The organism is Rhizobium sp. CB3171 (assembly GCF_029714265.1).
In the GTDB taxonomy this organism is placed as follows: domain Bacteria; phylum Pseudomonadota; class Alphaproteobacteria; order Rhizobiales; family Rhizobiaceae; genus Rhizobium.
In genome coordinates this window covers 1-25,643 of sequence record NZ_CP121657.1, presented here as the reverse complement: position 1 = coordinate 25,643, position 25,643 = coordinate 1, and the positions used below count along the sequence as shown (strand labels likewise).

Below are 25,643 nucleotides of genomic sequence, written 5' to 3'. Positions count from 1 at the left end.
AAGGGGAATACATGGCTTAAATGCCAAAGCCCAACGACAGCCAGTCTTTCCGCCGGATAGCTGATTGCCGGTCGCACAGAAAGAATGGAACGAATTCCTTCATATACGGGACGGTAGGCGTCTCGATTGCTTTGGATATTGCGATCGCGTGCACTTCGTCGCACAGCCGGTCGAGAAGTTCATAGAACGGACGCAGGATCTTGATGATTGTCCAGACGCAATGCCCGCGCGTTTTCCTGAAAACTTCAAGCTGATATGTCACGTCGATCGACAACTCAAATTCACCGCTTGGACCCCGCTCCCAGCCAAATAGCTTGTAGCGCTCGCAGTGGTCACGCGCCCGCTGCATGATGGCTTCGCGCTTATGCAGCGGTAGATACCTTTCCACGACAGACGTGTGAACCTTATACCACTGGATCAGCGGACCGTTGGTAGTCCTGCCTTGCACTAGCTGGTCGAGATTATAATATCGGCTTCCCTGCGCAAATTCCGAGAAAAACGACAGGACGCCGTACTCAAGGCTCCCCTCCGAAAACCATTCCTCCGGAACGGCAAGACCGCGCGCATCAGCGATCGTCCGGCATGCATTGTAGCACTCGATTATAGAATGCCCGAGACTACGAAGTTGTTTGTCGGTCGGACTCCTCAGGTCGTTCTTGGTTTTGTGGTCAAGAATAACCACGATCTTCATTAACCGCTCGAAGCCGGTCGAGAATTCAAAGAACGATGAATAAAACGTCCCTGGCCTGTCAAAGGTCGTGCGGTTAAAAAGGTAAAATCCTGTGAGGAACGATACCCCCACAAGGTGGCCCTCCTGGGCCATCATGTTAAAGTCATGCGGAAATGTCACCTGTCGGAATTCCTTTTAATCGCCCAAAAAGAACGCGCACGCCAACATCAAGGGACGCCGAGTTACCCCGCGTACAGTGTTCAGAAACACGTAAGTCACCGCCATCACCATGGCCGCGGCGCATCAATAGCCAGATCCGCTATCTCGAGCCTGCCCGTTCCGAGGCGGGGATGCCAGGCGCCGGCAAGCTCATCCCACGACGCGCCTTCGATCGCGTACATGACGCGCACGCCGATACCACCGATATAATAGTCCCAATAAGCGAGATCGCACGTCCCGGCCCCGGGCCGGGTCCAGGTGTGCAGATTCGACATGCCGGTTCGCGGCGAAGGGCCAAAAGGCGGCGCGATCCCGAATTTCAGGTAAATTTGCGGATGCGCCCTGCCCTGCTCAATCGCCTGACCCAGCGTCCCGGTGTCGACTTGGACGTTGCCCTCAACGAAATTGCAGCCGCACAGTTTCACGAAATACAGATGAACATTGAGCATCTGCCGCTTCGTGTCCTGCGTGAAAATCCGGTTCGCCCGAACGATCGCGCCGGGTACAAGCGGCGGCGCCCTTGACCGCAGGGCCGCCGACATTTTCTCCCAGGCCATATCGTAGGGCTGCGTGCGGGCGTTGTTGCAGTGCTCACACAGCCGCGCGGGTGATTTCAGGTAATCCGACTTGAGACTGCCGACCCGCCGATTCTTCATTTTGCGGTCATGAACGAAGAGCGGCGCTGCCTGCGATGGCTGGCCGAAGACATCCCGCAGGTCTGAACGCTTGGTTTTGTGCTCGCCCGTGGTTGCGGGCGCGCCGCAAATCCAGCAATTCAGAACAGGACTGGTCATATTTTCGTTTCCTGGACAGCCGTTTTCAGCGGCTGCAGATCTTACGCATGGGCGTGTGCAGCCCGCGGCGGCTTTGCTGCCGGATGGACTTTCACCTTCACGTCCACCGTCTGGCCGAGAAGGTCGAGCATCTTCCACAGGCGATCGACGGTGAAGCCGTCCAGTTTGACGCGGCGGATGCGGGAGAATTCAGTGTAGTTGATTCCGGTCAGCGTCCCGGCCTCCCGCACCGACATCTTCCGCTTGTCGAGCGTCTTGATAATCTGTGCCGCCAGCGTAGCCCGCAGATGCTCCAGTTCCGGGTTTGGCATATCGAAGTCGCGGAAGATATTGCCACTGCCGCGAACCAGTTCGAAATCGTCGCTCATCGTAAAGCCTCCTTCAGTCGTTTCAGTCGTTCGCGGATCAGATCGATTTCGGCCCGGGGCGTCGCAATGCCCGACTTCGATTTTTTCTGAAACGCATGGACAACCCATACGTCCGTATCGATCTGCAGCACGTAGACGACGCGGAACGCGTCGCCCCGATGCTTCAGCGCCAGCTCAAGTACGCCCGACCCGAGGCCCGTCAGCGGCTTTGCGATATCGGGATGGCCGCCCGCGGCAACCACGGTCAAAGCCCGCGCCATTTCGACCTGTGCGCCGGGCGGAAAATCCTCAAAGTCTTTCCGGGCGGCCTTGATCCACGATACTGTACGGACATTGTCTGGCATATGGCCTATGTTGATATATTTATCAACACGTGTCAATGGAAATCGCGCTGCATTCGTTCCCACCTCCGCCTGTCGGGAAGGGACTATCAGCATCTTGCAAAGAAGCAAACAAATTAAGTGTTTTCAAGCGCATAAATAGCATTTTGGATATCAAAGCAGCTTTCAAAATCAGCCACTTTATGCGACTATATTTCAGTCCTTAAGGGAGATTATCGCATGGCCATTTTTCTTACCCGCACGGAGCCGTCGCAGAATATGGCACGCTTCTGGACCGTCGCGGTTCAGCGCAATTTATTCGGCCACTATGTCGCGCTCCGGCAGTGGGGCCGCATCGGCGCACACGGCCAGGTCTGCGAAGAATGGTTCGATGAAGAGAGGCAGGCGGTCCAGGCCGCCGCCGGTTTCCTCAAGGCGAAGCTGAAGCGCGGCTATAATCCAGTGAGCGCTTAACCGGCGCGCGCCCGTCAAAACACTAGGCCATCCTTCGCCGAGCAGAATACCCGCTTGTAGCACTGATCGACGACGCGGCGATTGTACCGTCTCAGCATATCGAGATTGTTGCGCAGGAAGGTGACATTGACCGGCTGTGGCCGGCGTTCTCGGGAGGCAATCGCACTTGCAATAATTTCCGGTGCGGCCTGCCCCTGCACAAGCGTCGCGGGATCCGCGAACAAGTAATCGACGAAGGCCGTTCCACACAGGTTGAACGAAAATGAGAGATGCGGGCCGTCTGCAACCGCTTGGCTGAAACCCCGGTCGGACAGGAGGCATCGGTCGCGGTCGTAATCACAGACGATCGCGGCGATATATTTCGTCCGGTCCTCGAACAAGGCCCTGATGATCTCTTCGAAGAAATTCGGCCGGTTTTCTGCCATCGGCGTGAGCAACATGAAAAGCAGGCGCAGCCATTCGACATACTGCGCGTCGCTGATGCCGAGTTCGGCGCAGAGATGCGCCTGATGAGGCTTCCTGCCGCTCACGATCCGGTGGCGTTCCGCCAGAAGCAAAGGGTTCGTCGGATCGTAACGGCCGAGGTCCGGAAAAGTGTTGAGGACTTTCACAATGGAATACGGGTTCCGCACGAAATTGAGCAGCTTCGCCGCGAACACACCAATAATCTCGACCCCGACGTCCCGACTGCCCGCTTTGAGTTTGGCAAGAAGGCTCGTTGTAAGATCCTGGATGTCCGCTTCGTAGGTGTGAAACAATGCCTCGAAATTGCGCCGCAGATCGCTCCCGCCCGGAACGTCAAAACTGAAAAGGTCGAAGAGCGACAGGTTCCGGTCGATTGGGTTGCCGTTCGGCTTTTCAAGTACGAGCTTATAGTCATCCCGGTCGGCGATCCCGAACGCGTAGATCCGCAGATTGTCCGCCTTCGCCAGAGGGTTCATGGCGTTAAGCCTCTGCTCTACCTGGCTGAGAAAATGCTGATTGCGTGTCTTGTTCTGCAGCATGTCTGACGGAACGCTGTCCACTCCCCTGCCGGGCCAACGTCGCAGCTCATGCCGCGCACCTTGAATTGTCTGGATAGGGTGTCACATGTGGCAAGTAGCGGTCAACGCATGTTCGGTCCCTGCCAGGTTAGATGGGGTCGGAACAATAACTGTTCCCGCAGACACGCGGTCTTTATCAACCAAAGACAGTGAAGTCCTTGTAAGTGAGCGTCTTCCATGAGATTCTTCGATCAATCCCGATGGAGATCATGATGTGCAAATTCCGAGGCAATCCGCCCCCTGATTCCGAAATGATGTCGCCCCCCAATTCCGAGAAATAGTCGCCCCCTTGTTCCGAGATGATGCCGCCCCCTTGGAGGCGTCTGGCAAGGGTGGGTCTGCAGGTGTGAAGTTTCTTCCTTCGACGTTGACGAGGAAGGAACGGGATGCCAGCGGAGAGATTGGAGATGCGGCGTGTCCGCGAGATACTGAGATATCGTTTTGAGCAAGGACTTGGGCACAAGTCGATTGCGGTGCGGGTTGGAACTGCGCCCTCGACGGTGCGCGAGACGCTACGGCGTGCGGCGGTAGCCGGGCTGTCGTGGCCTCTCGGCGACGACGTCAACGATACAGTCCTGGAGGCAACGCTTTACAAGGCGGCCGGGACGAAGATTGGGCACCGTCGCGCTCCTGAGCCGGAGTGGGCACAGGTCCATCGCGAGCTGAAGCGCAAGCATATGACGCTGCAGATCCTCTGGGACGAATACATCAGCCGTCATCCGGATGGTTATCGCTATAGTCGCTACTGCGACCTCTACCGGGGCTGGGCTCTGAAGCTGCCGGTGACGATGCGGCAGGATCATATGGCCGGCGACAAGCTGTTCGTCGATTATGCCGGCGACACGGTCACGGTGATTGTCGATCGGTTGTCCGGCAAGACCCGACAAGCCCATCTGTTCGTGGCGGTTCTGGGCGCGTCGAGCCTTTCATATGCACATGCCCGGTGGAGCGAGACGCTTCCCGACTGGATCGAATGCCATATCCAGGCGCTGGAGTTCTTCGGCGGTGCGCCAGCCTTGCTGGTTCCCGACAATGCCAAGGTGGCGATCATCAAGGCGTGCCACTTCGATCCCCAAGTCAATCGGACCTATTGTGCGATGGCAACCCACTATGGCAGCGCCGTCCTGCCGACGCGGCCACGCCGTCCTCGCGACAAGGCGAAAGTAGAGGCTGCGGTTCGTATCGTCGAGCGCTGGCTGCTGGGCCGCCTTCGCCACCGCACCTTCCACAGCCTGGCCGAGGTCAATGCGGCGATTGCCGACTTGCTATATGATTTGAACGACAGGCGTGTCCTGCGCCGGGTTGGCGTCACGCGCCGCCAATTGTTCGAAGAGCTCGACCGGCCCGCTTTAAGGCCATTGCCTGTGGAACGCTATGTCTTTGCGGAATGGCGTATCCGGCGTGCCGGGCTGGATTACCACGTCGAGATCGAGCGGCACTATTACTCCGTTCCCTATCGCTTCGCTCGCGAGCAGGTCGAGGCGCGCATCACCGCCAATACGATCGAGATCTTCCACAAAGGCGAGCGAATAGCCGCCCATCGCCGCTCCAGCGGCAATGGCAAACACACGACGATTCCCGATCACATGCCCTCAGCCCATCGCCGCTTTGCCGACTGGACGATCGAACGCATTCAACGCGAGGCCTCTTCCATCGGGCCGGAGGTGGCGTTGCTGTGCGAGAAGATCCTCGCCGACAGGCCGCACCCGGAGCAGGGCTTTCGAGCCTGCATGGGAATTATCCGCCTGAACAAAAGCTTTGGCCGCGACAGAGTGAACGCTGCTTGCAGCCGTGCACTGGAGATCGGGGCCCGGACCTACGGTTCGGTGCGCTCCATCCTCGACAATCATCTTGATCGAACGGCTTCCACCAATGGACCGGCTTCGCATGAACCGATCCATCACGAAAACATCCGCGGACCTCGCTATTACCACTAAGGAGAACGAAGAATGCTTGCGCATCCAACACTCGATAAACTCAATTCCATGGGCCTGGCCGGCATGGCAAAGGCCTTCGGGGAGCTCGTCACCAACGGCGAAGCCGAACATCTCTCGCACGCCGAGTGGCTAGGACTGCTGCTCGAACGGGAGTGGAGTTCCCGCTACGATCGTAAGCTTGCCGCACGCCTCAGGTTTGCCAAGCTTCGCCACCAGGCCACCCCGGAAGATGTCGACTATCGCAGCGAGCGCGGCCTTGATCGCGCGCTCTTCATGAAGCTGCTCGGCGGCGACTGGATCAACGCTCATGACAATCTGGCCATTTGCGGACCCTCGGGTGTCGGAAAAAGCTGGTTAGCCTGCGCTCTCGGCCACAAGGCTTGCCGAGACGATCGCTCCGTTCTCTATCAGCGTGTCCCAAGGCTATTTGCCCAGCTTGCGCTCGCTCGGGGCGATGGCAGGTATGCCCGGCTGCAGCGGACTTTGGGCCATGTTCAAGTCCTGATCCTAGATGACTGGGGCCTCGAACCGCTCAACGAACAAGCCCGGCACGACCTCCTCGAAATCCTCGAAGATCGCTACGGCCGCCGATCAACCATCATCACCAGCCAACTTCCCGTATCGGCATGGCATGGCGTCATAGGAGACCCGACTTACGCCGATGCCATACTGGATCGCCTCGTTCACAACGCTCATCGCATCGAATTGAGCGGCGATAGCCTACGCCGAAACCTGCCCCGAAAAGCTTGACACCCTGCCTAAATGAACTGACAACAATCATCGCCTGCAGACCCCACTAAAAAGGGGCGAGATCATCCCGGAATCAAGGGGCGCAATCATCTCGGAACAAAGGGGCGGCTTCATCGGAATCGGCAATGATGTCCGAAACGATGTTTGCGACACTTTCCAATATTCGAACAGTGGACGACATGGTCGCTGCGTTCCAAGACGAGGAACAATGCCGTCGCTTGCTGGAAGGCATGGTATGGCGAGATGGCAGAATTTGCCCTGCCTGTGGTTACAAGCGTTCAACCGCGATAGCTGGCCGCGACATGGGCAAGCGCCGTGCGCGGCCAGGCCTCTACCAATGCTCCAGTGGTGATTGCCGCTTCCAATTCACCGTGACAACACATACGCCCTTGCACGCCACGAAGCTTCCGTTGCGCACCTGGCTCAAGGCGATGTGGCTGTTGCTGCAGTCGGATAAAGGCCTATCCTCGGTTCGTCTCGCCGAGACCCTTGGCGTTAGCCAACCGACCGCCTGGCGGATCGGTCATGCGCTGCGCCTCATGGTGGCGCGCTAGCACATGCTCGACGGCACAGTGGAAGTCGACCATTTCTATCTCGGCGGCAGACCCAGAAAGCATCCCGATGATCCGCCACCTGGAAGAGGCCGCAAGGGGCAGGTAAAGACCGAAAAGACTCCGGTCATGGCGATTGTGCAGCGACCGACAGGCGTCACCCCAGGTTCCAGTGCGGGTGATGCCCGTGCCGCTGTCGTTACCGGCCTTTCATTGCGTGCTGCTGTACGAGCAGTTGCAACACAAGTTGAACTTCGAGCGCATTTGATGAGTGACGAGGCAAAGGCATTCGTTGCCATAGGCGAAAGCTTTGCCGTTCACGAGACGGTCAACCACTCCAGCCGCGAATATGTCCGGGATGCCGTCCACGTCAATCAGCCGAGGGGTTCAATGCACGGGTCCGGCGAACCATTGCAGGCGTCTTTCACCACATCAGCCCGGAACTTGCCGACCTGTATTTCCATGAAATCGGCTTCCGCTGGTCCCAGCGCGTTGTTACCGGCCAAGCAGTGCGGAAAAGCCGAAGCGGCAAGGAAAGCACGAAAACCCTCTGGTCACGCGTACCTCCCGCACTGCAATTGCAGCAGGTCTTCCGTGCTGCTACCGGCCGCCAAATGCGCCGTAGTCATAGCGGAGGCATCACCATCAAATCGGCTGTGGCTGTCTTTGGTTGATAAAGGCCGCGTGTCTGAGGGAACAGTTCTTGTTCCGGCCCCTGTTTGAGTGTAGGTTTTATGCTCCGCTTGGTACTCAAACCCCATCGACACCGAGGAGCCGCTCCGCTCAAAGGGCGGCCACCGCCTCCCGCCGCTTGTCTTCCAGTTCCTCGAAATGTTTCGCTAGGTCGGGAGGAAGCGGTTCGCTCGACACTGGAATATCCAGGAGATGACGCCAGCGACTATCCAGCCCATCAAGCGAGACTTCATCGACAACGCCGCGTCTGGCCTGCGACCAAAAAAGGCTACGAAGTTCGGCAGAGACATCCTTCCGCTCTTCGAGACGTTTTCCAACCCAAAGAGTGATATCGACCAACTCCAGCCCGGCGCTTTCGTCGCCCGGGGTGAAAGTCGGTGGAACTTCCGGCATCATCGAGTAGTCAAATTTGGGCATCCCAGGGCCCATTTCAGCTTTGTGCTTGGCGTGGCGCAAGTTTTCATACCAGCCAGCAAGCTCCGCTTGAGCCTTGTTGAATTCCGTCTGTCGATCGACAGTGATTTTCTTCACCCGACGGCGCCTCTTGCTCGACTGCGTCGCCATCACCTGCATAACCTGCTGGAATCCTACAAGATTTGGTGAAATCTGGAGGGCAGTATCGTGATTGCCCGCACCATAGCCGATTTCAAATGGGTTGGCTGCCGCCCACCTTAAAGCGCCTGTAACAATCTCTCTCGATCTGGCGTCAGGCAATCGATGGACGCGTTCCAAGAGTACGTTGCAAAGCTTTGTCAGTGCTTCCGCGCAACGCGCCGTGTTGGTTTCGCGCCGTGCAGCCCAAGCGTCTTTTTTGAGTTGTTCATCGAACAGCGACGCAATCTTCAAAAGCAGAATATAGCGCAACGGCGTGAAATAGTGATGCCATGGAACGGCTTCATTGAGGCCGGAATCAAACACCTGATCGAAAAAGCAAATGATCGCGTGATCGGGTTTTACAACCTTCAGCATGGAAAAACGGACATCGTTTTTCTTGCTGAAGGCGGCCAGCCTGGAAGCAATGGGCGTGAGGCGGCCAACACCTAACTCAGCCGCATGAAGACGCTTAACACCCAGCTCCTTCCGCAAGTCCTTTAAAAGAGCTTCCCCGACGATATCGAGATTGCTCTGACATCCGAGCACCCCATAATAGAGTTCAGGCTGATTGGGGTCAAAAAGGTGAAGCCCTGTGTTTCCGCTTTCATCGATGAAATAATACATCGGTGTATTTCCTATGCCGAGTTTATTAGAGCTGTTTGAAATAGCCGACCAGCCTATCGATGCGCGAGCATCATAGTCTCGCGACCGTCCACCCGACCGAAAGCCTAACCATCGACCTTATGATCTTGCTTCAAATTTTCAGTCGAGGCAGGAGGGCTTTGCTTCAGGATATCCGCGATCCGCATCAAGATGGTTTTGATTTGCGTGGGCTCATGCAACATCTTCCGGAATATACCACTCAAATCAGCGTCGCTTTGGCGTGTCTTCAGCTTCGCGCTTACTCGCCAACTTTTAAAGTTTTTGAACTCTTGCAAAAGGAGCTTCGACTTTCCACGACCAAGTGTTTCGGCGGAAAATAGAAGTTTGAACAGCATGCAAATGGCGAAGAGTATCACTACCCCCAGCCGAACGGGCCGAGGGCATCTGTCGTGAAGGGATGCGGACAAAATTGACCGTGCCAGAGACGGCCCAAGTTCGACGTTCAACGAAATCGGGCCTACGCCAGCAACTTGAAAACCAAGGGCAAGCGTCATCGCTTGCGCTGTACGCCGAAGCCTCGCTGCTCCAACATAAACGCCAAGCGCATGGCGGTATTTTGACGTCACAGTATCCAACTCGGAAAGGTGCGCGAGCCATTCCTCTTGCTTCTCCTCCTTCAAGTCTGGCGGCAGCCGAGCGGCCGCCCGCTCGATTATCTGCCTCGTATAGCGAGGCGCTGAATCTTGAATGTCTTTAGCGAAGATAGTTCCAAGGATAGACGCGAGAACCGAACCGACGATGTTAATCAACGTTTCCATGCTAAAGCTCCAACAGGGGCGCCCATTATGTCAGCCAACTCGCTCTGTGCTTCCATCTGACCTTGCCCCGTCAATTTATATAGCCGCCGCCTGGGCCGACCGACCTCGGTGGGATCAACCTCCTCCCAGCACCCCTTGATCCACCCTGCCCTCTCAAGCCGTTCGAGAAGCGGATACATGGTTCCCGATCCGATACCGGTTGCCTTTGAGATATCAGCACCGGAAACAGGCTCTTGTGGCTTGTCAAGCATCAGCCTGAGGAGCTTGATCGTTGGGCCTGACATTCTAACTTTGGGGGACATGGAAGCACCTATTGCGTAACTCGATATAGCCTATATCGACTTTCGATTCGCGTCAATGATCTCGCTTTTTGTTAGCGAGGACATGTGACTGCCGTTCGAAACGCCATGGGACTTTCACCCCCCGGCGCTTTGGGGGAGGGCCTCGCGTTAGTTTCCCGCTAAACAACGCTTAGAACGTTATCCGCTTTTCGCCTCGTTGAGGCTAGCGCAGACATCCAAGCCTAAGACAGCCATCAATCCACGATATCGAGTCCCCGGCATCGACATTGGAATATGGATGGCTTCCCATTCTAAAGCTTGCCTTAAGTTCACAGTATGACTTTAACCAAAGATGACTAGATCCTTTTCAGGGTAGGTAGTGCTTTGAGGAAGTCCTCATATTCGTCCGGCCCGGTATAGAGATCGAGTTTGCCTGCATACACGGTCAGCGCTGCCTTGACGAGTGACAGCGCAGCGTCACGGTCTACCGGGAGATCCTGCAGCAGCGCGAGTTTCCCCCCATGACTAAACTGCGAGCGACCATCATCGTAGATTTGCTTCACAAGCCCATCCAATGTTCGCCCGTCTCCGGTTATCACTGTTTCCGGCGGGACTTCGAGCAGTGCGCTGCAGAGGGCTGTAATGCCCCTGTATTTGGCCCAGTCGGCCCGAAGCTGATGAGGTGGAACGGCCCTTCTCAAACGGCATCAAGTGCCTAACGTGGTCGTGTTGAAACGCCACAAAGAAGAAGGACCGCTCCATGGAGAAGATTACCACAGTCGGGCTTGATCTAGCCAAATCCGTTTTTCAGGTTCATGGCATAGCCGAAGAAGGAGACGTGATCGTGCGTCGAGCCCTGCGTCGATCGCAGGTGCTGGACTTCTTTCGCAAGTTGCAGCCTTGCCTCGTAGGGATGGAAGCCTGTAGCAGCGCGCATTATTGGGCTCGGGAAATTCAGGCTCTGGGGCATACCGTTCGGTTGATGTGTCGTTTGGCAGTTAATCGCGAGACTCTGACTGCAAGAATTTCAACGAGATAGCTCCGCACTTTATCTGAGATTGAGCAGTTAATTTGAGATTGGTGCTCGTGATTTGGCACTTAATTTGATAGTTAGCATATTGAAAAAATCCCAGCTCAAGCAGATGACAGTGACCAATATCGCAATCTTTACAGCGGATTACCTTAGAATTGACAGCGAGAAAGGCGTGCTTAGAATCTCAAATTAAGTGCCGTAAGCTGCCGCAACGAGCGCATTCTCGCGTTTAACTGCCAAACGACAGGCAGGTTCTCATCAACGGCATATTGGCCACTGATGCAGAAGGACCATCCGTCCGAAAGCGGAAAAACCTCGTTGATGGCCGCTGGACTTGTAACTTCTTGGAGGAAATAAACGTCTGCGCCGACCTTGTCGCGCCAGTTGCGCAAATCGGCGAAATCCGCGGGCTTGCGGATGTAGTCACCTGCAAAAACCGTCTGCGGGTCCCCGCTATAGCCGAGCGTCTGTATGTTCCAGTTGCCTAGTTTTATCTCGGCGGCCGATGCGCCTGCCGCTGACAGAACGGCAATTATAGTGACAACGAGCATCCGCCAGCAGCTCTGACCGTATCGCATCTACCACTCCCCCCTGGCCTTAAGCGCCAAACACATCTCCCCGAAATGCTCTTGCTTGATGATTATGCAAGGAAAAGTAGAATGATCCATTGTCATATTGAAGAGCGGATTGGGGACGTCCGCGGCAATACGCAAAGTGGGAATGTCGGGTATTGACCGATCCATCGCTAATGTGCGCCCCGATCTGACGGAGCCCGACTGGCTCCCGCGTCATAGGGCCCTACAACCCTGACTACATCATTGTTAACGAGCCAATTCAAGATTCGATCAGCCAGACGAGCGTTCTGTTGTTTGCTGAGCCAGTCGTGAAGTTCACCGACGGTACAGGCGTTCGCGACGCGATTGAGAATATCGCCAAGCTCCAATCCGGCCAAGAACGCGACCGGTTCAACGTCGTCATGAACGACGACGGCTTTGCGCATTTCAACGAATGCCCCACAGAGGCATGCATGGTCGACCACGCGCACGCTACCGCGCACGAGGTGGGTGGTCGGTGACGGCGCGATCCATGGTCCCGATGTTGGCGCTGGCATCGATGCATCTTCCGCGCCGTGGCCCGGGATCGCGGATCGTCGCGCCCAAAATGGCGCAGACGCCTCTTGGCGATGCGAGGCGTAGACTTCTCCTATCGCTTTGGCGTGCCGTGCGGCAGACGAGCGGACTTTCTGCCTGAAGAATTCCGACGCAGCCTCCCCCGCCTCTGAGCGTTGAAGAGCCGTGTTGACCACAACAGTTGCCCAAAGCGCTGTCTGAATTGCATTCTGGGTACCCATTGATGCCAATGGGTCGAGACTTAGAGCCGCCTCACCGACCTTGACAAAGCCTGGCCCTACACATGCGGTGTCGAACCAGGCAGTGGCGTCACAGGCCAGGATTTCGGAAACTAGGATCGGGCCTGACTCAGGATCGAGTATGCCAGTCGCAACGATGCCTGCCAAATAGGCGCGTCGCAGGTCGCCGCCCCATCTGTTCACTTCGCTTCGATCGACAAAAAGAGTGATATTATACCCCAGCCTGTAGACGGGTGCTCCCCAGGCCCACCCTTCCGCACCCGCGCAGATGCGCGGCAGCGCCGGTAGACCGTCCCCACTCCAATAGGCATAGAGCGCGATCGTTTTCGCGCCGATTGTTTCGCGAGCTCTGGGGAGAACACTGCGTTTTCCAGCCGCGTCCACCACGAAGCGTGCACGCCGGGTCGATCCGCCTTCGACCGTGACAAGCCACTCGCAGGATTTGACACGCTCAACAGATCGTGTTCGCTGCCCTTCAGTCACGTTGACGCCGCCAGCTCTGCAATAATCGAGACACGCAGCATCAAACAGGCTTCGATTTATCGTCGCGGCCCCTGGCGCTGCCGGCTTGAGTGTCATGGTGGGTTCGGCCCAGCGTTCCTCGCGTGTGAAGAAAACATTCCGACCACCGCTTTCGAGCGCAGCTTCTATCCCGAGGTGGGAAAGCTGACGGTTGACGCCGATCGTAATGGATTCGCCGATATGGGGACGTGGAGTTGGAAGGGCCTCAATCAAATTGACGTCGTAGCCAAGGCGGGCAAGTCCCAGAGCCGTGATCGCGCCGGCGGGGCCTCCACCGACCACAAGTACGTCACAAGGGCCTGTCATGAGACGAAATCGGCAAGAAGGCCAGGTTTGGCTTTTGACAGGCGGCCGTAGGCGGTAATTGCGTAATAGAGCCAACCACGTATAAAATCGCAGGCCGGGCGCCCTCGATGGAGCGTCTCGTGATGACATCCTCCTGCACAAAGATAACGCGCCCAGCAGTCAGGACAGCCTGTTTGAGCATGGACATGCCGCGCCTCCAGCCAGTTTGCCTGACGAACATGGTCCACCCCTTCAGCAACCGAGCCGAGGACGGCTTGCTGCTCTCCGACGAAACGATGGCAGGCAGCGAGCTCACCGTCCGCGGAGACGCCAAGATATCCAACTCCCGCCCCGCAGGGATAGGGGCGATGGGTTCCCTTGTGAATCTCTCGTAAAGCGTTGAGCAGGTTTGCGAACGGGTAGCGTTCGCCCGCTAGCGTCTTACGCTCGAAGGCGTGTCCGCAAGCGACCATTTGCTCTAGCATCGCCGCGAGATCATCTTGCTGCATCTCATGCTCGGCATCCGGTGCACTCAGCATTGGCGAAAAGCCAACCGTGTGAAATCCCATCGCCACGAAACGATCAAGCGTTTCTTCGAGCGCAAGGTTCTTCGGCGTCACAGTTACGCGTGCGGACACCTGGCACCTGCCCTGCCGCTGAAGCAGGGGAGCAATGCGAGACAGAATGCGCTCGTAACTCCCAGCGCCGCCCTTGAACGACCGCAGATGGTCGTGAACAGGACCAATGCCGTCGAGACTGATTGTGACCGCAAAACCGAGACGATCGAAGAGGTCGATGTCGGGCTCGGTTACGAGAGTTCCATTGGTGGTGATCGAAAACCCGAGCTTAATGCCTCGTTCTGCAGCTTTCTCGGCTGCATAGTTTGCTGCGGCGTGCAAGACCTCGCGTCCGACCAACGGCTCGCCCCCGAGAAAGGCGAGGTTGGCGCGTTCGCCGGATTTTGTTTGGGTCAAAAGGAGGTCGACCGCGCCACGGGCTGTCTCGATGTCCATACCCTTTGGCTGCGCCCCAAAACTTCCGCCTTGCGCGTAGCAATAGCCGCATCCGAGATTGCAGCTTTGCGCGATTGCGAGCGAAAGAGCCCGGGTTCGCACATCGATCGGTTTTTCCAGGCATGCGCCAGCATCAGCTTCCAGCCCGAGCGACGTGAGTAGTCCTAACGTGCCGTCCTCATCGCCCTGCCACGCGCGGGCAAGCGTTTTGGCCAGCTCTTCGTCGATGTCGAAGAGCTGGCTTCCCTCGGGGACAAAGAGTTGTGCGCCGCCGCTATTGGGCAATATATGTGCATTGCGTGACCGAGGCTTTGACAGTTCAAACAACGTGTCCATGGCTCACCGACAGCTAGCTTTGATCGGCCCGGTCCTCAGCATCCTGCGCCTCGGATCCGCCGACGACAAATTTCAGGTGGCCTTGCCAGTTCTGGAACAGCTGCTCATAGCTCCAGACACTTGAATCTGATCTATCATCAAGTACGTACCCACCGCCGGGGGGCCGCTCGACCGCCATCCAGTTGTCACCTCTACTCACCCCGTCGGGCCCATCGACGACGTTGACATAGTCGGGCCGACTTGCGGCCCAATAGTAACAGGCGCATTCACGGTAATCGTTCTGCCAGGGGGAACAGAGGCCTTGACTGAGTTCGCCCGGTTCGATGAGAGACTGCGATATCGTCGCCATTGGCTGGTTATCGATCGGGCTGACCTCGAATATCCTGCGGACTGTCAACCCCACCTTCTTGAGGCGAGCGAACTCGGTTTTGTCCGTTGGCAGCAAGACTTCGTCAAGTGATTCATCGGCCGTGAAATAGCCGGTGACGGTCCGACCCTGTGCATCGAAGATCCGCGCGAGGCTATTCGACCACTCCATGAACGATACGCCGTTTTTGTTGTGCGGATTTCCAAGTTCGTCGACATTGCCAGGCATCGTGGTACCAAATGTTTCCACAACCAACGGCAACGGTGCCACGCCGACGCGTTCCGGGTCTTCAATGCCAAGGAGCCGATGATTCTTGAGTTCCGCCAATGGACCTTCGCCGTCGATAACGAGGTTATGGCACTCCATCAGCAACAAGCCTTCGAACATTCGTCGCCAGATCACGCGAAAGTCGAATTCCAGACCTGGAAAGCAGTTGGATATGGCGGTGACAGGCTGCGTGTTCCATGGATTGCCGCGAGCGCGGTATGACAGTTGCGCCGAAAGGTTGCTGGGGGAAATTTTGGTCATGCCTTCACCTCAGGCCCATCGCTAAACAGATTACCGATCGCCGCCGATACAACCGCATCGATCTGACGCCGCGTCAAGACGAGATGCCGACCATCGGCGCCGCGCATCATCGCCGGCATTTTCCGCCGACCGATATCGCTCAGGTCGCCGACCTCCTCCGGTCTTCGAAGGGCGTCTGCAAACCAGGCGCCTGTGCCGCTGCGCAAGGCGGTTAGAACGTTTTGATGAAGCGCAAGGATCGCATGATTGTCGACGATTGCAGGCGCCATGATGGGCTCAAAGTAACGTCCGAAGTCATTCGCGTCCTGCCGGACCATTGTGCTGGTTTGGTTCATACGGCCCTGAACGGTATTGCCGTTGAGAGCTGTGGTGTTGAACATCCTGACCGTCTCCACCGCCCGGCGCAAAATCTCCTCGGCTTCGGCAAGAGTTGCCATTCCTTCGTGGCCTACACCAAACGCAACCTGTTCGAGCTCATCTGCGATGGTGCGTATGGGGATTACGTCCGGTGCGAAGGTTGGTGGACCAGCACCAATTCGAGCAAAAGCGCCAAGCGACTTGCCTTCGACCTCGAGCGTCACGGAGACAATTCCATCGCATTCGTCATCGAAATAACCGCGGCTGAGGTTTTTGGGGCCATACATGGTAAAAATGCTACCGGGATTCGTTATCTGCGAAGTCTGCGCCTTGCTTTGGTCATACCCCAACCAACCACCCTTTGTGGGGTCATAGAGGATCCGATCCTCCGGCACGTTTAAATCGGTATGTTTCGGCTCGGGTTTTGAGGTGTCATAAAGTTCACCAGTCGGGCTGGAGCCGTAAACATGGCCGGCGGCAGGCGTATATCGCAGGCGTATTTCAGGAAATTCTTCACTGGGACGAACATATTGCACCCATCCAATCGGCAAGGTTTTGCCGTCTCGGAAGTTGGCACACGTCGCTAACACAGAATGACGGGTGTGGTCCGAGACGGCAAGCAACACCTCGATCCGATCGTTCTTGTCCAGTGTCCGGCGCTCGATCTTGCGACACCCCAGGTGTATCGTCCATTTCACGTCCTCCGGCGTCAGATTATGTTCCGCCAGGAGCCGGAGTGTTAACGGTTCAAGGACGTCGTCGGAAGTCCGCGCGAACACTTCGAGGAACGGCGCCACGGGCCTGATTTTATCGCCATCGCGGAACTTGATACGCGCCGGGGTAAAGGCCCTAACGATCTCGCCAGTTTCGATGTCGAGCTCCAGCGTCTCATCAGGCACGATTGTTCTGTAACCAAGTGGTGCCTTTTGATCGACTTCCAGACGGTAACTCGCAAGAGGCGTATCGGATGCACCCAACCGGGCGACGGCGAGAGGAGGAAGGATGCGCAGCTCGTGAATTGTCATGACAGGCCTCCGGGAGTGCGCGTGGCGCTGCGATTGAAGCCATCGTTTAGTGCTGATCGGAATGTCGCGGCTGCGTTTCCGTCGATTGCCAGCAAGGACGTAAGAAACGCGTCGCCATCGTTTCCAGCCGTGCCTTTGACCTGAGCTATCAAATCCTCTGAGGCCTTGATCAAATCGAGATGCAGGCCCCAAACGTCGCGCTCGAGATAGGGCAGCGTTAGCGTATAAGGCAGCTCGAACGTTGGGGCGGCCCGACTGGGTGTCGCTACATCGATGGCGGGCAAAGTCACTAGAATGTTGGCGATCGCACGTAGATTGTACATTTCTCCGAATGCCCTGTTCAGGACAGCTCCACGTGTCATCTCCTCGTACCCACCGGCTCCTCCAGAAATCCGGAAACTGTGAGCGAGAAATGTCAGGAGCATCCGGTAACGTAGGTTCAGGAGCTCCGCCCAATACCTGGAAGGCGCATATGCGATGTAGGTCGTATTCGGAACGGCGTCAGGTTCGCCGACGACCCTCGGGTTGCCGACGACCGGTCGACAGAGCTTCGACGGATCGGGTTCCGCCGAAAATTCCTGATAGAGCTCCATAAATCGCTCGAAATGGGATAGGTCCTTCTCTTGGCTGACTGCGTCAGCCGCTTCACCTTGCTCAGCGATCGCATCAAGCGCATCCAACGCGGTCTTTCGCGAATAAGCCGTATAGATGAGAACGTCGGGCGTCGCTGCACCAGGGCTCGCTGCACCTCGAGCACCTGCCGCATACCCTCGCCCCCATTCATCGAAAGAGGCTTGGTAAGGCAGCGTGTCGGCGTGGAAACAGGAATCCGGCATCAAAGCCTTGTCGGCAAAAAGTGTTTTAAGGTTGCCGTAAATGCGACCGACGCGGTTGAATCCATCACTTCCGTTTGGAAAGGCAAGATGTTCTATTTCCTTCTGCTTTGCCGCCCAGTTATCCGGCCAGGTGTTTGGACTTTCGATGCAGACGTAACGCGCGATGAGTTTGGCGCTAAGGGGTTCCAGCGCGAAGGGGAAGGGATAGAAGGGCAAGTCCCAAGGAAAGTCGTCGCGCTCAAGATTTAACGGACCCCCGATCAGTTTAAGCAGATTTTGGACCGTAATCAGGTGACCCATCTCTTCCCGGGCAATCCCAAGCAGAATGGCCTGCCATCTCACGACCTTCGACCGATCCACCTCGGGCACTTGTGGTCCGCCAAGGGAGTAAGCTGCAAAGAGATATTGAATGAGCAGCCCGTGCTCGATTTCCGCAGCGACATGTAGAAGAAAGACTGCGTAATCATGCGGGGAAAAGCCTCTCGGAATAACGAGCGGACTGGAACTTGCGCTGTCCGGCCCAAGACCCTTGGCATGGCTATCCGGCGTCTTCAGCGACTGTTCGAGAATTTGATGCAGTTGTTCGGTGACGCGGCTTCGCATTTTTCGCCCCAAGATCCCCCGGAATCCGAAGACCCCTCTTGTTTTTCAAAGCACGATATGTCTACTTTCGTCTAAGTTGAAGTAAAGCATGCCAACAACACTTTGCAAAGAGGAAAACGGCGTTCTAAGCGAACTCTCTTCTGCCGTAGTTGCACCTTTGTTGTGCTTAAAAAGCTTATGGCGCGAGACTTAATTCTCTTCGCTTTCGATTAATCGAAAGAGGCCGTTTTTCTCGAGAAGGTTACTCCGTCTTTTATCTTCTGCCTCGACAGAGATTTTACTGTCATCCAAGAGATCTTAACGTACGTCTCTGCCGCTTTTTATTGAATAAAACTGATAAATTTCGTGTACGTAACAATGCGTTAGCCTTTTTACTCGGTAAAAGAGCGGCTACCGTCAACTATCCAGATGCCCAAATCAGCGGAGTCAACAAAACGGGCGCTGGGGAATTCAAGCCAACCATCTTAACGCCGCCGACCGGAGAAGGCGGTTCAACAAGGGAGGAATACGATGGATCAGCAACCGGACAAGGTCATCGTCACCAACGTGTCGGCGCTCAAAACGAAGTACGGCGCCGCCGGATACGATGTCATCAAGAGCAGCATAGACACGCTTATCGCCGCGGACAGGCAACGTGGACTCGTCACGGTTCTTGTTCCCCTCGATGACAAAGCCGCCATGAAGACCCTGTCCGCGCCAGCGGTGACACGAGCCGCGGATCCGTCACAGAACAAGGAAGCCATCGACGCCGTCTACCGTGCGCTTGGACCAGATTACGTGGTGATTTTGGGGGCGATCGATGTAGTGCCTCACCAGGACATGGCAAATCCCCTTCAAGATCCGAGCGGGGGAGATGAGGATGAGTGCGCATATGGCGATCTACCTTACGCATGCGAGGCGCCGTATAGTCGGGACGCAAAGGACTTCATTGGGCCAACGCGGGTCGTCGGGAGAATACCCGATGTGACGGGTGGCAGCGAACCAGATTACCTCGCCGGCCTGCTTCGCGTCGCCGCCGAGTACAAACCCGCCTCCCCTGTCGCTGCGAAAAGCTACTTCGCGGTGACGGCGGAGATATGGGAAAAATCGACCGACCTGTCAGTGACCAACATGTTCGGTGCGCCCCCCAAAGTCGAGAACGTTCCTCCCGGAGATTACAAGTGGGGCTCTGAACAGCTTCAACAGCGCATGCATTTCTTCAACTGTCACGGCTCCCCTGCCCGGTCCCAATTCTTTGGACAGCCAAGAAGCGGCGCGAGCCAATACCCTCCAAGCCTGGACGCGGCGTATATCGACGGAAAGCTCCAAGAAGGGACAGTTGTTGCGGCCGAATGCTGTTACGGTGGCGAACTCTATGCACTGTCTGCGACGCAAAGGCAGATTGGCATTTGCAACGTTTATCTCGCGAACAAGGCCTATGGCTTTTTTGGCAGCACGACGATCGCTTACGGTCCGGCGGAAGGAAATGGCCAAGCTGACCTTATCTGCCAATTCTATCTGCAAAACATCATGCGCGGTTCCTCGAACGGACGCGCTGCCCTTGAAGCCCGCCAGAGCTTTGTCCGAAAATCCTCCCCCATGAATCCTTCCGATCTGAAAACACTTGCCCAATTCAACCTTTATGGCGATCCCTCGCTCACGCCAATCCAAACACCGAAAGCATTCGTGGCCGCTGTCGCAGCCGACTATACACTTGCTGAACAGTCCGACCGAAAGGACCGTCGTCGCCTCCTCTTCCGCGAAGGCATCGATCTAGCCGCTAAAGAGCCAGTGCCGATGCCCACGAAGAAACGGCCGAAAAAGGTTATCCTCGATCGTCTACACGCAAGCGCCGCTGATCAAGGAAGGAAGCCGGGTGCGGTATTGTCCTTCTCGATCCGGCATCGGGGGCGCACAAAACTGCCCAAAGCACTTGTCCAAGCTGCTTCACTTCCGACCGCATTTCACCTACTGTTTACAGCGCCGGCCGACGACACGTCTTCATCCCGCGCGGAGACCGGCGTCGTGGATATCATGGTCTTTGTCGGCAAAGAGGTCGATGGCGAGTTAGCTTCAATCACAAAGATAAGGAGCCGTTGAGACAGGACGTGCAAGAATTCGTAGGAACGGTGACCAAAAGAACGTTTGCTCAGGGCTCCAAAAGCGAGCGAGAGGCCATACGCCTCGACACTGGGGAAGGTTCTTTTGTGCTCCGTAGGGCGGATGGAAACCCGATGTTCGATCCCGAGCTTGAGAAGCTTGTCGGAAAGACTATCAAGTGCACGGGCGAAACCCAAGGCTACACACTTACCATAACGGACTGGAGCGAACACTCCGCCCCATAGTGGAAAGCTTCGGAACGACAATCGATCAGATTGCGCGAATCTAGGTACTCGCAGTGATGATCAAAGCGTTTCCTTCCATTTCCTCGGCGGCCTCCAGATATCTCTTCTGTCGCAACTCCTGTGCGACAACTGCGAATGGGCCTTCTTGCTTCGCGGAAATAGCAGTATCTCCTACACGGCAATCGACAAAATCAGCGACGAGTTTGCCAATGCTACCACGACGGTCCCTCTTGTGTAGAACACCAACCCCTTGCGTTATTGGATTGTCGAAAAGGAAGAAGCCATTTTTAGCATAGATGAACGCGAAGGAATCGTCGGTAATCTCATGCATTGTCTGGCATTGATCAAAAAGATCGGATGCGGCCGTAAAACTGAAGTTTCCCGTATTCTTTTTCGCCTGTGCAAGAATCCCCTTCATCGGGGCAAGCCCGTCGATCCCGTCTGTTTCCAATACGAGCAAGATATCTGCTCCAGTTTTCTTTTCTTCTGAGCCTCCACCTTGTCGCGTTAAAGTGCGCCCGTCGACGTGCAACTGCTGCGGCCGACCATCGAGCTCGAAGGCCGCAAGGGTTACCGGATCAAAGGAAACCGGACCTAGTCCGGGAACCCAGGATGGTTTGCGATCGAGGCTATACCCGTTCACAACCATCTCTGATGGCCCCAAGCAGTTTTTCCGAAAAAGACTCTTCGTTTGGAATCATCTTCCCAGCCATGCGAGCAATCAGTACGTCAACCTTGGTGTCGATTGCCTTGGCCATGTCATCGAGCGCGTCATCTTCAAATACGTCAGTCATCAAAAATAGCTCCCAGAGTTTCATGCAGATCTAGCCGTCGTACCGTTTAGATTGCATTGAAGAGGAGGGAGAAATTTATCGCTCTCGCGGTCATGGTAGCCAGGGGACGACCACTATATCCTTCACCCGCGAGAAAGAGCGCTTCGCCTCACCGCTTCATACGTCTGAACCGATCAAGTCAGAAACGCTTGCCAATGCCAGTCATCTCGATAGCAAGGCGCGAGTGTCCTTGTGCCGGTTAGCAGTTGATCGCAAGACTCTGCTTTTGCGCTCAAGCCTGGCACAGAAAACGCTCGTGAGGGGCCTGCCGTGATCCTTAGATCAGCGCATCTCGCTCGCTGCCCTAAACGTTGGTCAGTGTTCAGGTTTGCGTTTGTCGGAGGACGCTTTTCGGCACTGAAATCCCTTCAAAAAAAGCCACTTTCAAAAAGCAAATATCTCCAAAGGCTTAGCGCAGTTGGTCGCTACCAACTTTTCGCGGACCAAGTAATGCAAATCGCGCAGTGAGCCTGTTAATCATCGGCTCTCTACCCTGCCCTCGCTTGTGCCAGACCGTTAGCCTTCAACAATGCCATGATCATCGGCCCCAACGAAAACTCGCCCCGCTCAGTCCGCCGCGTGAGATCCCGCAAATATCCGCCGGGCGAGTTGATCATGTTTGCTCGTTCCAAGATGCCGGCGACTGCGACCGCCGCGTTCTCTGGCCCCATTATCTCACATGCCTCCTGGTAAGCTGACGGGCTGATACCCAACATAGACCTAACCACGACGGCAGCCGACATCAGGTCCCTCCATGTCGCGATCGCACCGCCGGCTGCATAATCGACAACTTGGGGGCAGGCCTTCAACACTAAACCCAGCGGAAATGCCTTAAGCGCCTCGCGCCCTACATGGTTCACTTCGCTCGATTTTGCCCCCTGCTCTCTTTCAGAGCGCGGTTCAAGTTCATTTAAGGATTCGGATTTTGAATTCTGTATATGGCGCTCGATATGGGCATCATTGGCGCTACGATTATTCGCTTTTTGCTGATTTTCCAGCCGGTTGAGTACTTCCTCCTTCAGCATCTGCATTTCTTCAAGGATTGCGTTCACATCGGCGGCTGATGGCACGCGTGGCAGTCGAGCAATCAGAGTTACATAGACGCCCTCGATAGCCTCCCAATCGCCATCTACCCCTTCCTCCATGGCGGCAGTGATAAGCTTGCGCACGTCGCGACGGCAGATCGTCAGATTCTCTTTCATCCTTTTGAAGGCGGCTCGCTCCACTAAGATCTGTTGTGCCATCATGGCAAGCTCTTCGGAGCGAAGCAGCAATGGCGAAAGGTCGAAACCGAAAGCGCTCTCGATACCTCCCGCGTCGTCTCTGCGAACGTAGCGCTTGCCGTTTGCGCTATCTTTCCGAATTATGAGGCCGGCTTCAACGAGGGCTGCAAGATGGCGTCGGAGGGTGGAGCCTGCCATGCCATGGGCACGCAAAGACAACTGCGCGTTCGATGGAAACACGACTATCGACACGTCCTGGCGCAATTCATTTTCCGGATAGAAGCTCAACAGCGCGTCAAGCACCGCTAAGCTGTTCGACTGGACGCCAAGCAGCGACATTGCCGCGGAGACGTCGCGAAAGACTTTCCATTTCTCTGCTGACTTCCCCGCCTTGATTTCGGCAACAGCTTGCTGCCGTTTGATCAAGGCGAGGGAAACCGGTCGCCGCCCAAAAGGCGTCGTCACATTTCCCGTTTGCATCTTCTCTTACCTTTCAGCAGGCAAAAGAAATTCGCTCACCAAAAACGGCACCAAAGACTCTTGACGAGGATTCAAGGAAATGCGATTCTGTTCGTGCTAAAGAGACAGAAGGGCTTCCACGACGGCGACGTTGAGGGGGCTCTTTTCTTTTTGCGCGTTACGCTTCCTTCTTTTGGTTTAATTTCGTACGGTGTGCCTCGAAAAGCGCCGGCAATCGCTCAAGCACGAAGGCCGCAAAGTCCGGCGTCGCCTTCCTATCGATCATGATCTCGACCTTGGCCTTGCTTTGCTTGACTTGTGCCAAGCGCTCGCCGGTTGGGCTCGCCATGACATCGGGGAGACCGCGCTGCAACCGGCGCGGCTTCAAGTGAGCAATCAGCGCCTTGAACCGCTCGGCGGATTGAAGCGCCTGCAATTCACTGGACCGCACACGCTCCACCACGTTCTCGGCCGATGAAGCCTTTTCGATCAACTCGGCAAGTTCCTGCCAGCTTCTGAGACCAATACCGGGGGCAGGGCCGATGGCATCGATTAGATCTGCGGGGAGGGCCTCGACAATGGAAAGCATCTTGGAGAGATCGCCCTTGTCTACCGACATCGATGAAATGATCACGTCTCGGGCGAAACGTTCTTTGAGGCGAGCGGCAAAGCGTGCCTTCTCGATAAAGGATAGGTCCTGGCGTTCGTTATTTTCCTGCCCTTGTGCCACCACCAACTGCTCATCGGTCAAATCCCGCACGACCGCCTTGACCGCCAGACCGAGTTCCGTCACCGCGCGCAAACGGCGGTGGCCAAATGCGACTTCGTATCTGCCAGGCTTCTGAGGGTGAGGGCGCACCAGGATGGGAACCTGCTGACCCTGTTCTTTGATGGAGACAAGCAGCCCGTCAATGTCTCCAGGCATCCGGTCTCGCATGAACGAAGGATCGATAGTCTTTGGATCGAGGTCGATCACGGCCTGTCCTTCGGCGAGACGGCGTTCGATTTCCTCGGCTCGCTCGACGCGGTCGTTCTGTTCACGCAAAGCGTTTCCGATATTGGCCGTCAGCTTGGTTGCCGGGTCGCGATCCTTGCGAGCTACCCCAAGAAGGGGGAGGGCTCGATTCCTTGGTGGTTGCGCGTCGTGTGACGTAGTCGCGGTCGGGACGTTGGCAGAAACGCCCAGGATGTCCTTTCGGCTCATGTGGGTCTACCCCATGCTTTTTTGATGAGAGACTCGATCTCGTCGTTGACCGCGTTCATCGCCTCCAGGGCGCGATCATAAGTCGATCGTGTGAATTGGCCTCGCTCGACTTCGAACAGTGTCTGGTTTGTAAGCCCGGCATCCGAGACTGCTGTGGTCTTCAGCATAGGGAAATTAAGTACGTTTTCACCGAATATCGACCTCAGATAACCGACCATCTGGTTTTGCGGTCCGTCACTCGGTTCGAAACGAGTGATCAGATAGCGCATCCAATTAAAGTTGAACTTCGCTCCGGCATTCTCGATCTCCCTCAGAAGATTGGATGTCATTGCCAGGAACTGATTCATCGACATCACGTCGAGCATCTGCGGATGAACGGTCACAAGGATTGACGTTGCAGCTGTCAGAGCCGACAGGGTAAGATAGCCAAGCTGGGGTGGGCAATCGATGACCACGACATCATAATTGTCCGAAATGTCTTCGATGACTTGGCTGATCCTGCCGTAAAACAGCGTGTCGCCTTCCTTGCGGCTCATCAAGGCGCGCGGCGTATCGTGCTCAAACTCCATGAGCTCCAGATTGCCGGGAATAAGATGCAGGTCTGGAATGTATGTCGCTCTGACGACCTCTTCGATCGGACGCTGTTCTTCGTCATAGCGAATGGCGCCGTAGAGTGTCTCATTCGGACCTACGTGAATCTCCGGCTGATTGCCGAACAACGCCGAGAGGCTTGCCTGAGGATCCAGATCAATCGCAAGAACCCGATATCCGCGCATCGCCAGATACTGCGCAAGATGCGCCGATGTCGTCGTCTTGCCAGACCCGCCCTTGAAATTCATCACCGAGATGACCTGCAGTTGCTCGCCGTTCCGCCGATGCGGAAGATAACGGCGATTGCCGCGGCCCACCTGATCCATATGTTTGCGAATCTGATAGATATCCTCGATCGAAAAGACACGGCGCCCGCCGGCGCCGGTGCTTACATTCAACTCCGGCATGTCGGACGCAATCTGACGAAGATAGGACTCTTTAACGCCAAGAAGCTTGGCAGCCTCCGACGGAGCAAAACCACGGATCCCTTTCTCTGCGGAAGGGGGAAAGACCTTGAGATGATGCGCCTGAAGCTGTCCCGACAAAGCATCGGCATGCCGCTCCATCAAAGCGGTCAGTCCCTCGAGTTCGGGCGCTATTTTTGCGGCGTTTTTCGCCAT

The 25,643-nt window shown here is 56.1% G+C and carries 23 protein-coding genes and 2 pseudogenes; 6 read left to right on the top strand and 19 right to left on the bottom strand.

All coding sequences use genetic code 11. The features are described from left to right. Positions 1 to 16: 16 nt before the first annotated feature. The 4 genes from QA648_RS36455 to QA648_RS36440 form a co-directional block, all read right to left on the bottom strand. Entirely contained in the window at positions 17 to 850 is an 834-nt protein-coding gene (locus QA648_RS36455) for a hypothetical protein (protein WP_283055148.1), read from the bottom strand. Between the two features lie 104 nt (positions 851 to 954). Continuing rightward, the gene (locus QA648_RS36450; RefSeq protein ID WP_283055147.1) at positions 955 to 1,683 is read right to left on the bottom strand and encodes a hypothetical protein; all 729 of its coding nucleotides are present in this window, start codon (positions 1,681 to 1,683) and stop codon (positions 955 to 957) included. 41 nt (positions 1,684 to 1,724) lie between these two features. After that, positions 1,725 to 2,051 (bottom strand): helix-turn-helix transcriptional regulator, encoded by a 327-nt coding sequence (locus QA648_RS36445; protein ID WP_283055146.1) that lies wholly within the window; start codon positions 2,049 to 2,051, stop codon positions 1,725 to 1,727. Next, positions 2,048 to 2,395, bottom strand: coding sequence for a type II toxin-antitoxin system RelE/ParE family toxin (locus QA648_RS36440; RefSeq protein ID WP_283055145.1), 348 nt, complete (start codon positions 2,393 to 2,395; stop codon positions 2,048 to 2,050). The genes QA648_RS36445 and QA648_RS36440 overlap by 4 nt, the downstream gene beginning before the upstream one ends. A gap of 216 nt (positions 2,396 to 2,611) precedes the next feature. Here QA648_RS36440 and QA648_RS36435 point away from each other — a divergent pair, with 216 nt between their 5' ends. Then, positions 2,612 to 2,845, top strand: coding sequence for a WGR domain-containing protein (locus QA648_RS36435; RefSeq protein WP_283055144.1), 234 nt, complete (start codon positions 2,612 to 2,614; stop codon positions 2,843 to 2,845). Positions 2,846 to 2,859: 14 nt separating this feature from the next. Here QA648_RS36435 and QA648_RS36430 read toward each other — a convergent pair whose 3' ends face one another. Further along, on the bottom strand, positions 2,860 to 3,849 hold the full coding sequence (locus QA648_RS36430; protein WP_283055143.1) for a hypothetical protein: 990 nt from the start codon (positions 3,847 to 3,849) through the stop codon (positions 2,860 to 2,862). 446 nt (positions 3,850 to 4,295) lie between these two features. Between QA648_RS36430 and istA the strand changes: the two genes are divergently transcribed. From istA to QA648_RS36415, 3 genes and pseudogenes are all read left to right on the top strand, one after another. After that, positions 4,296 to 5,825, top strand: coding sequence for an IS21 family transposase (gene istA, locus QA648_RS36425; RefSeq protein WP_283047244.1), 1,530 nt, complete (start codon positions 4,296 to 4,298; stop codon positions 5,823 to 5,825). Between the two features lie 12 nt (positions 5,826 to 5,837). After that, a complete protein-coding gene (istB, locus tag QA648_RS36420) occupies positions 5,838 to 6,575 on the top strand; it encodes an IS21-like element helper ATPase IstB (RefSeq protein ID WP_104825865.1) in 738 nt (245 codons plus the stop codon). A 128-nt stretch (positions 6,576 to 6,703) separates the two neighbouring features. Then, positions 6,704 to 7,800: pseudogene (locus QA648_RS36415) on the top strand (IS1595 family transposase). 109 nt (positions 7,801 to 7,909) lie between these two features. On the opposite strand, the gene QA648_RS36410 reads toward QA648_RS36415, so the two are convergent. The 3 genes from QA648_RS36410 to QA648_RS36400 form a co-directional block, all read right to left on the bottom strand. Then, a complete protein-coding gene (locus tag QA648_RS36410; protein WP_283055142.1) occupies positions 7,910 to 9,037 on the bottom strand; it encodes a DUF3800 domain-containing protein in 1,128 nt (375 codons plus the stop codon). A 104-nt stretch (positions 9,038 to 9,141) separates the two neighbouring features. Next, positions 9,142 to 9,834, bottom strand: coding sequence for a hypothetical protein (locus QA648_RS36405; protein ID WP_283055141.1), 693 nt, complete (start codon positions 9,832 to 9,834; stop codon positions 9,142 to 9,144). 637 nt (positions 9,835 to 10,471) lie between these two features. After that, positions 10,472 to 10,678, bottom strand: a complete 207-nt coding sequence (locus QA648_RS36400; protein WP_283055140.1) for a hypothetical protein — start codon at positions 10,676 to 10,678, stop codon at positions 10,472 to 10,474. Between the two features lie 197 nt (positions 10,679 to 10,875). On the opposite strand from QA648_RS36400, the pseudogene QA648_RS36395 reads away from it, so the two are divergent. After that, positions 10,876 to 11,100 (top strand): annotated as a pseudogene (locus QA648_RS36395) (IS110 family transposase); the annotation flags it as partial. A 224-nt stretch (positions 11,101 to 11,324) separates the two neighbouring features. Here the strand turns inward: QA648_RS36395 and QA648_RS36390 are convergent. The 6 genes from QA648_RS36390 to QA648_RS36365 form a co-directional block, all read right to left on the bottom strand. Continuing rightward, positions 11,325 to 11,726: a hypothetical protein gene (locus QA648_RS36390; RefSeq protein WP_283055139.1), complete on the bottom strand. Its 402-nt coding sequence runs from the start codon at positions 11,724 to 11,726 to the stop codon at positions 11,325 to 11,327. A 167-nt stretch (positions 11,727 to 11,893) separates the two neighbouring features. Continuing rightward, the gene (locus QA648_RS36385) at positions 11,894 to 13,345 is read right to left on the bottom strand and encodes a tryptophan 7-halogenase (RefSeq protein WP_283055138.1); all 1,452 of its coding nucleotides are present in this window, start codon (positions 13,343 to 13,345) and stop codon (positions 11,894 to 11,896) included. Further along, on the bottom strand, positions 13,342 to 14,622 hold the full coding sequence (locus QA648_RS36380) for a radical SAM protein (RefSeq protein WP_283055137.1): 1,281 nt from the start codon (positions 14,620 to 14,622) through the stop codon (positions 13,342 to 13,344). The genes QA648_RS36385 and QA648_RS36380 overlap by 4 nt, the downstream gene beginning before the upstream one ends. A 64-nt stretch (positions 14,623 to 14,686) precedes the next feature. Next, entirely contained in the window at positions 14,687 to 15,568 is an 882-nt protein-coding gene (locus QA648_RS36375; protein WP_283055136.1) for a hypothetical protein, read from the bottom strand. Further along, a complete protein-coding gene (locus QA648_RS36370; RefSeq protein WP_283055135.1) occupies positions 15,565 to 16,950 on the bottom strand; it encodes a hypothetical protein in 1,386 nt (461 codons plus the stop codon). The genes QA648_RS36375 and QA648_RS36370 overlap by 4 nt, the downstream gene beginning before the upstream one ends. Beyond that, positions 16,947 to 18,389 carry a ferritin-like protein gene (locus QA648_RS36365; protein ID WP_283055134.1) on the bottom strand — a complete coding sequence of 481 codons (1,443 nt, stop codon included), beginning with the start codon at positions 18,387 to 18,389 and terminating at the stop codon, positions 16,947 to 16,949. Before QA648_RS36365 ends, QA648_RS36370 begins: the two co-directional genes overlap by 4 nt. 510 nt (positions 18,390 to 18,899) lie before the next feature. On the opposite strand from QA648_RS36365, the gene QA648_RS36360 reads away from it, so the two are divergent. Further along, complete coding sequence (locus QA648_RS36360; RefSeq protein WP_283055133.1) at positions 18,900 to 20,468, top strand: hypothetical protein; 1,569 nt, start codon at positions 18,900 to 18,902, stop codon at positions 20,466 to 20,468. A gap of 285 nt (positions 20,469 to 20,753) precedes the next feature. On the opposite strand, the gene QA648_RS36355 is transcribed toward QA648_RS36360, so the two are convergent. The 5 genes from QA648_RS36355 to repA form a co-directional block, all read right to left on the bottom strand. Further along, positions 20,754 to 21,362, bottom strand: a complete 609-nt coding sequence (locus tag QA648_RS36355) for a hypothetical protein (RefSeq protein WP_283055132.1) — start codon at positions 21,360 to 21,362, stop codon at positions 20,754 to 20,756. After that, entirely contained in the window at positions 21,343 to 21,507 is a 165-nt protein-coding gene (locus tag QA648_RS36350; protein ID WP_283055131.1) for a hypothetical protein, read from the bottom strand. The genes QA648_RS36355 and QA648_RS36350 overlap by 20 nt, the downstream gene beginning before the upstream one ends. Positions 21,508 to 22,034: 527 nt before the next feature. Continuing rightward, positions 22,035 to 23,249, bottom strand: coding sequence for a plasmid replication protein RepC (gene repC, locus QA648_RS36345; protein WP_283055130.1), 1,215 nt, complete (start codon positions 23,247 to 23,249; stop codon positions 22,035 to 22,037). A 157-nt stretch (positions 23,250 to 23,406) separates the two neighbouring features. Next, positions 23,407 to 24,432 carry a plasmid partitioning protein RepB gene (gene repB / locus QA648_RS36340; protein WP_283055129.1) on the bottom strand — a complete coding sequence of 342 codons (1,026 nt, stop codon included), beginning with the start codon at positions 24,430 to 24,432 and terminating at the stop codon, positions 23,407 to 23,409. Then, positions 24,429 to 25,643: a plasmid partitioning protein RepA gene (repA, locus tag QA648_RS36335; protein ID WP_283055128.1), complete on the bottom strand. Its 1,215-nt coding sequence runs from the start codon at positions 25,641 to 25,643 to the stop codon at positions 24,429 to 24,431. Before repA ends, repB begins: the two co-directional genes overlap by 4 nt.